Origin of the sequence: Flavobacterium sp. (genome assembly GCF_027482425.1) — a bacterium.
Lineage (GTDB): Bacteria > Bacteroidota > Bacteroidia > Flavobacteriales > Flavobacteriaceae > Flavobacterium.
The window spans coordinates 35,980-42,589 of the sequence record NZ_JAIXWA010000025.1 but is presented as its reverse complement, the minus strand read 5'-3'; the positions used below and the strand labels follow the sequence as shown (position 1 = coordinate 42,589).

Sequence of the window (6,610 nt, the reverse complement as noted above, 5' to 3'; positions counted from 1 at the left end):
TATTTCTTTAAATAAGAAAAAAATGTAAATTTGGAAACTTTTTAACTATTACGTATTTATGGGATCGACAGTTACTACAAACAATGGTGTAGCTAATGTTTGGAATGGCGGAGGCGCCGAGCCGTTAGGAGCGAGTTATGGAAAAATGATGATGTGGTTTTTCATCCTTTCTGATGCATTAACCTTCTCTGGATTCGTTGCGTCTTACGGTTTTTCAAGATTTAAATTTATTGAAACATGGCCAATTGCGGATGAGGTATTTACCCACTTCCCGTTCATGCACGGTGTATCCATGCCGATGTATTATGTGGCTTTCATGACTTTTGTGCTTATTTTCTCTTCCGTAACTATGGTTTTGGCAGTAGATGCTGGACACCAAATGAAACAAGGTAAAGTAGCTATTTACATGTTTTTAACCATTATCGGAGGTTTAATCTTCGTGGGATCTCAAGCTTGGGAATGGAAAAACTTTATCAAAGGAGAATACGGTGCTATCGAAACCAAAGGAGGAAGTATTCTACAGTTTGTCAATGCCGAAGGGAAGCAAATTAAATTAGCTGATTTTGCCGCTACTTTACCTGAAGAGCGCGAGCAATTAACGCGTAGCCGAGCTACTTGGTTTATGTCTGAACCTTCTTTACCAACGTATTCTGTCAATGAAGTAATTGAAGGCTTTAAAAAGAATCCAGATATCTTAATTCGCACGGAAGTAATTTATTCAAATGAAACCGCGAAGCACTCTGTTGGAGCTCACCCAACTTTAAATAAAATTAAGCATAAAACTATTTTGACGCGTGAAGAGTCGTTAAGACGAATTAATGAGGCAAAAATAGTTATTGAAGGGGCTAATTTACACCGCAATGAATACGGAAGTAAATTGTTTGCTGATTTCTTCTTCTTTATCACCGGTTTCCACGGATTCCACGTATTCTCTGGGGTTGTCATCAATATCATTATTTTTATCAATGTATTGTTGGGCACCTACGAACGAAGAAGAACTTATGAAATGGTTGAAAAAGTTGGTTTATACTGGCACTTTGTAGACTTAGTTTGGGTATTCGTATTTACCTTCTTCTATTTAGTATAATTAATTAAAAGCGAATCATGGCACACGAGCATACATCAAATACAAAACGCATCTGGGTTGTTTTCGGTATTCTTTCCATTATTACCATTGTCGAAGTATGGTTAGGGATTGAAAAGCCAAAATCATTATTCCACTCGAACTTTTTATCCATGAATTTATTGAATTGGATTTTCATCATCTTAACCCTTGTAAAGGCATACTATATTGTGTGGGCTTTCATGCACATGGAAGGTGAAACAAAAGCTTTGCGAAGAGCGGTAGTTTGGACAGGTATTTTTTTGATTCTCTATTTAACATTCATTCTCTTAACTGAAGGATTCTATGTATTCACTGTGTTTAGAGATGCAACGATTAAATGGAATTTTTAACAGCATATTAATTACAGTTGAAGGTACGCAATAGCGTACCTTTTTTTTAATTTTGTAAGCAATTTGTTTAGCTCATGAAAAAGAATTTAGTGCTCTTCGTCCTTTTTGTTTTGCCCATCGTGGCTTACTTGTTCTTTGCCTCAGGCGTCAACAGTTTTGCGAAGTTGCCTACAATTACCCCTACTATTCCTGATCTTAACGAATGGAAAACCTCAGACGGTAAAACGGTCACCTTAAACAATAAAATCACTATTTTAGGTTTTATCGGTTATGATGTCGAACATCATAAAGGCGGTTTTTTCAATTTATACGAAAAAATATATGCCCGTAATAAAGAGTTTAAGGACTTCCAAATGGTGATGGTCTTTCCAGAAGGTACCGAGGCTGAGGTGTCCAAGTTGCAAACCAGTTTAAAGAAGTTAGGGCCTCAGCAAAATTGGTGGTTTGTTTTTGGATCTCCTGAATCGATAAAAAGCTACTACAGTAAATTGCAATTGATGGGTAGCCTTAATGAAAAATTAGGTACTCCCAATGTGTATATTGTAGATAAGAAACGCAATTTAAGAGGGCGAAAAGGGAAAAATAAAAAAGGCGAGGAGGAATACCAAGAAGGCTACAACACGTTTAAAGTTTCCGACCTTTATAATAACATGATCGATGATGTAAAAGTTATTCTTGCAGAATACCGTTTAGCTCTTAAAAAGAATAACAAAGCCAATCGAAAAATCTAGTATGAAGAATAAATCGTATATCGGGATATCGTTTATTGTTTTGATTTTCGGGATAATTTTTATACCAAAAATCGTTAATCGCATTCAAAAAGGAGAGACCGTTCAAAACGACCGAATGAGTTTGTCCAATGAAATCAAAGATGAGGCTGCCAAAAAAACCTTGGTTGTGATGGGGCAAGTCCCCCAATTTTCACTAACAAATCAAGACAATAAAAACATAACACAGGATTCATACAAAGGGAAAGTGTATGTTTTGGAATTCTTTTTCGCAAGCTGTCCCAGTATTTGCCCAGTCATGAACAAAAATATGCTGAAATTACAACAGCTATATGGTAAGAATCCTGATTTTGCCATTGCTTCGATTACCATTGATCCCGATAAAGATACTTCGGAAGTTTTGAAAGAACATGCACAATCCTTAGGTATCACCATGAAAAATTGGCATTTTTTAACGGGAGATAAAGCAACCATTTTTGATTTGTCCAACAAAGGGTTCAACATTTATGCGGGTGAATCCAAAGACAAAGTCAATGGCGGTTTTGAGCATTCGGGTTTGTTTGCTTTGGTCGATAAAAAAGGAAATATTCGATGCCGTCGAGATAACCAAGGGAATCCAATACTATATTACGATGGTTTGGAAGCTCCCGGCATTAAAGCAATCAGTGAAGATATACAACGATTATTAAACGAATAACTATGGATGTTAAACCTACTTTAGAAACAAAATTTAAAACTCCAATCATTGTAGTTTCAATTCTTATCCCCATTGTTGTAGCGATATTGTTTTCTTTTAAGTTGAAGGACTTTGGAATCAATGTAGAACCGCTTTCTTTTTTACCTCCCATTTATGCGGGAATCAATGCGGTTACTGCAGTGTTGTTGATATGGGCGGTGATCGCGATAAAAAATGGAAATCGCAAGACACACGAGCGTTTGATGACTGCCGCAATTGCTTGCTCCGTCGTGTTTTTGGTGATGTATGTTGCCTACCACCTTACTTCCGAATCGACTAAGTTTGGCGGCGAAGGGGCCATTCGCTATGTTTACTTCTTTATCTTGATAAGCCATATCGTTCTGTCGGTAGCGATTATTCCTTTGGTCTTGTTTACCTACGTTCGTGCCTTATCTCAACAGTTTGATCGCCACCGAAAATTAGCTAAAATCACTTTTCCATTGTGGTTGTATGTGGCGGTGACCGGCGTTATTGTATATGTAATGATTGCTCCGTATTATGCGCATTAATCGGATATTTCCCATACTTTTTCTGCTCCTATTCGCATCTTCAAAAGCCATAGGTCAATGTGCCATGTGCCGAGCATCTCTAGAAAGTTCAGGAAATGTGGTCAAAGCCGAAGCGGTCAATGACGGTATCGTATACCTCATGGTGTTCCCTTACATCCTTGTGGCTGTAGTGGGGTATGTGGTATACAGTATGTTTCGCCGAAAAAAGGTCAAAACGACTTAATCCATTCCGTCTACCCGAACATTCATTTTTCCACTTCCATTGATAAAAGCAATGATAAAATCGTCGGTGAGTTCTATCTTATCAAAGTCCAACTCAAGAATCGATCCATTCACAAACACGCCTTTCATGGGCGAATAGTTGTTTAGGTAAGGCAAAAGATTCTTTTTTCCCTCCTCCATGTTAGGTTGTATCGAGTACCGGCATTGCGCTTGTATTTTGCGTAAAATGTATCCTTGCAACAACCAATTTGCAGTTTTGGTTAGAATCCCTTTCGTGTTTAACACATAGTCCATATCTTCAAAGTAAATTTCTTTGGAAACCGCATCATATTTGGGTATACCACTCAAATAAATCGTCCCGTTGAGACTGCCCGCTAAGTCCAGTGCAATAATCATACGTCCGTCTTTGCCCCATAATTCAACATTTTGAACTGTGATCACACGTGAACCTGACTTAAATTCTTGCCCTTTAAAATTAGTAGTCATAACTTTTGACGCATTGTCATAGGTTGTAATCGCGGCAATACTGACCACGGTTTTTTCCCCCACAGTACGCGCCGATTTAAATCCGATGCTTTCGCGATCAATCCCTTTCTTCGGTTGCTGTCCCACCCAGGTCGTCATGCCGCATTTTAATCCCAAGTTCATGGTAATTTTCGTTTTATCCAACACGGCATCGGTAACTTGAACTTCGTTGGGTTGTAATTTAAACCAAGCTTGGTACGTTTCACTCGTGAGGATGGGATTGCTAAGGGTTTCCAACACATTCAGGACATAGGGTTTAAAATCACAGGATTTGGTAATGGCTTCGTCGATTTTCAGGGCTATTTTTTTCTTAAACAACGATAAAGCAGGACTAATCAAATACGTAATCGGAACCTTTTTACCTGCCACAGTCATCGTGGGACTCTCTTGCCAGGTGATGTCCTCAATTACCGATTGAGTGGTCAATTTCCAGTTGGAAAGTTGCATTTGACTGCTCAGGGTTATAACGCCGGTTAAATCAAATTCTTTGGTGTCATTTAATCCTAGAAAATCAGTACCATATTTGTATTTGACCCAAATCTTTAGGGGAAGCACCGATTTGATTTTTCCCTGATTTTCTTGTAAGCGAATAGGTGCCGTTTTCCAAATCTTCATTTGAATGTTGTCGTCTTGTAAATTAGGGTCTTCATACACCAGTTCGGCAAGGGTTTTATTCAGTTGTTTTTCAATTTCAGTAAGCGTGACTTCTAAGGGCATGCTCACCATTGAACTCGTTGTTTTGTAAGCAAAGTCAGGATTATTGGTGCGAACAGGTTTTTCTGCTAAAATTTTTTGGGGACCCGAGCAAGAGGCTGTAACCAGACTTAAAATAAGCGTCAATAAGAGGCAGCGTAGTTTCATGAAAAACAAAATTAATTTGGATGTGAATGTAACAAAAAAAGCGGAATGACGTCTGATAGGCAAACAAAATTGGATAGGAATTAAAGCAGTTCTTCTACTTTTGCTGTTCCAAGAAATCTACAGAGGTTTATGAATAAATGGATTTTAAAAACCGGGCTATGGGTGTTATTGTGTTGCGCCTTTGAAGGGTGGGGACAAACCAAAACCTGGACGCTTCGTGAGTGTGTTGATTATGCACTAAAGAATAACATCTCTATCAAACAATCGGAACTGGATTTACAAAATGGACGTGTCGCTAAAAAAGACGCGATTGGTAATTTTTTACCTACCCTAAATGCCAGTGCTTCACATTCGTGGAATATTGGTTTGAATCAAAATATCACAACGGGTTTGTTGGAAAATCAAACCATTCAATTTACGTCGGCTGGACTTAATTCAAGTGTGGCGATTTATAATGGTTTGCAAAATATGAATCAATTGAAGCGTGCCCGATTAACCATTTTGGCCGCACAATATCAGTTGAATAAAATGCAGGACGATGTGGCATTGAACGTGGCTAATTCCTATTTGCAAATCCTTTTTAACAAAGAAAATTTAAAAGTGCAACAGGAGCAATTGGCCAATGATGAAAAACAGTTGCTGCGCGCGAGTGAAATGGTTAAATCGGGGATGATTCCTCGAGGCGACCTACTCGATGCAGAAGCGACCGTGGCTGCCGACCGCCAACGGGTAATTGCAGCACAAAACACCTTGTTTTTATCCAAGTTAAGTTTGGCGCAATTGCTGCAATTGGATGATTTTCGCAATTTTGATATTGCTGAGGTAAACTATGAGCCGTCGTTGAGTCCAACACTCGCAGAAAGCCCAGAAACTATTGTCAAAAAAGCTTTGGGGGAACGCGTGGAATTAAAAATTGCACGTACCAATTTAGAAGCTGCCGAACGCGATTTAAAGATTTCCAAAGGGGCCCTACAACCTAGTATCAACGGTTTTTATAGTTTCAGTACCCGTGCTTCCAATCAACGTCGTATTTCCAATTTTGTAGTTGATCCCAACAATCCTACCAATACCATCGGATTTGTGCCGAGTACTGGGGAAGCGGTAGTGGCTCCCAATTTTATTCCAATTCAAGGAAATCCATTGCCCTATTTTGATCAGTTTAGCCAATTTAAAGGGAATAGTTTTGGCGTTCAAATGACGATTCCCATCTTAAATGGATTCCGGTCTTCCAATGCGGTGACAAGGGCACGAATCGCTTTAGAACGCGCCCGAACCAATGAAAAACAAACTTCCCTCGACTTGGAGCGAACTGTTTATACAGCCATCACGGATGCCAAGGGAGCTTTGCAAGCGTATGAATCGGCGCAAACGGCCTTGAATGCACGAAAATTGGCCTTTGAATATGCAAAAGAGCGCTTTAATGTCGGACTTTCTAATAGTTTTGAATTGAGTCAAGCGCAAACCTTATTTACCAATGCGCAATCCGATTTGGTGCGTACCAAGTATGACTATATTTTTAAAGTTAAAGTTGTCGAATTTTATTTTGGAATTCCCATCGTGGAGAAATTATAACA

At 38.9% G+C, this 6,610-nt stretch carries 8 protein-coding genes; 7 read left to right on the top strand and 1 reads right to left on the bottom strand.

Annotated features, from left to right (window positions below):
* Positions 1–58: 58 nt before the first annotated feature.
* The 6 genes from Q0037_RS02665 (at position 59) to Q0037_RS02640 (ending at position 3,651) form a co-directional block, all read left to right on the top strand.
* Positions 59–1,087, top strand: a complete 1,029-nt coding sequence (locus Q0037_RS02665) for a cytochrome c oxidase subunit 3 (RefSeq protein WP_297515049.1) — start codon at positions 59–61, stop codon at positions 1,085–1,087.
* 17 nt (positions 1,088–1,104) lie between these two features.
* A complete protein-coding gene (locus Q0037_RS02660; RefSeq protein WP_287784528.1) occupies positions 1,105–1,455 on the top strand; it encodes a cytochrome C oxidase subunit IV family protein in 351 nt (116 codons plus the stop codon).
* Between the two features lie 74 nt (positions 1,456–1,529).
* On the top strand, positions 1,530–2,186 hold the full coding sequence (locus Q0037_RS02655) for a hypothetical protein (protein ID WP_297515045.1): 657 nt from the start codon (positions 1,530–1,532) through the stop codon (positions 2,184–2,186).
* A gap of 1 nt (position 2,187) precedes the next feature.
* Entirely contained in the window at positions 2,188–2,880 is a 693-nt protein-coding gene (locus tag Q0037_RS02650; RefSeq protein ID WP_297515043.1) for an SCO family protein, read from the top strand.
* A 2-nt stretch (positions 2,881–2,882) separates the two neighbouring features.
* On the top strand, positions 2,883–3,428 hold the full coding sequence (locus tag Q0037_RS02645) for a DUF420 domain-containing protein (protein WP_297515041.1): 546 nt from the start codon (positions 2,883–2,885) through the stop codon (positions 3,426–3,428).
* 64 nt (positions 3,429–3,492) lie between these two features.
* On the top strand, positions 3,493–3,651 hold the full coding sequence (locus Q0037_RS02640; RefSeq protein WP_367274072.1) for a FeoB-associated Cys-rich membrane protein: 159 nt from the start codon (positions 3,493–3,495) through the stop codon (positions 3,649–3,651).
* Here the strand turns inward: Q0037_RS02640 and Q0037_RS02635 are convergent.
* Positions 3,648–5,036: a DUF4403 family protein gene (locus Q0037_RS02635; protein ID WP_297515034.1), complete on the bottom strand. Its 1,389-nt coding sequence runs from the start codon at positions 5,034–5,036 to the stop codon at positions 3,648–3,650. The two genes, Q0037_RS02640 and Q0037_RS02635, sit on opposite strands and share 4 nt — an antisense overlap.
* 129 nt (positions 5,037–5,165) lie before the next feature.
* Here Q0037_RS02635 and Q0037_RS02630 point away from each other — a divergent pair, with 129 nt between their 5' ends.
* Complete coding sequence (locus tag Q0037_RS02630) at positions 5,166–6,608, top strand: TolC family protein (RefSeq protein WP_297515031.1); 1,443 nt, start codon at positions 5,166–5,168, stop codon at positions 6,606–6,608.
* Positions 6,609–6,610: the final 2 nt, after the last annotated feature.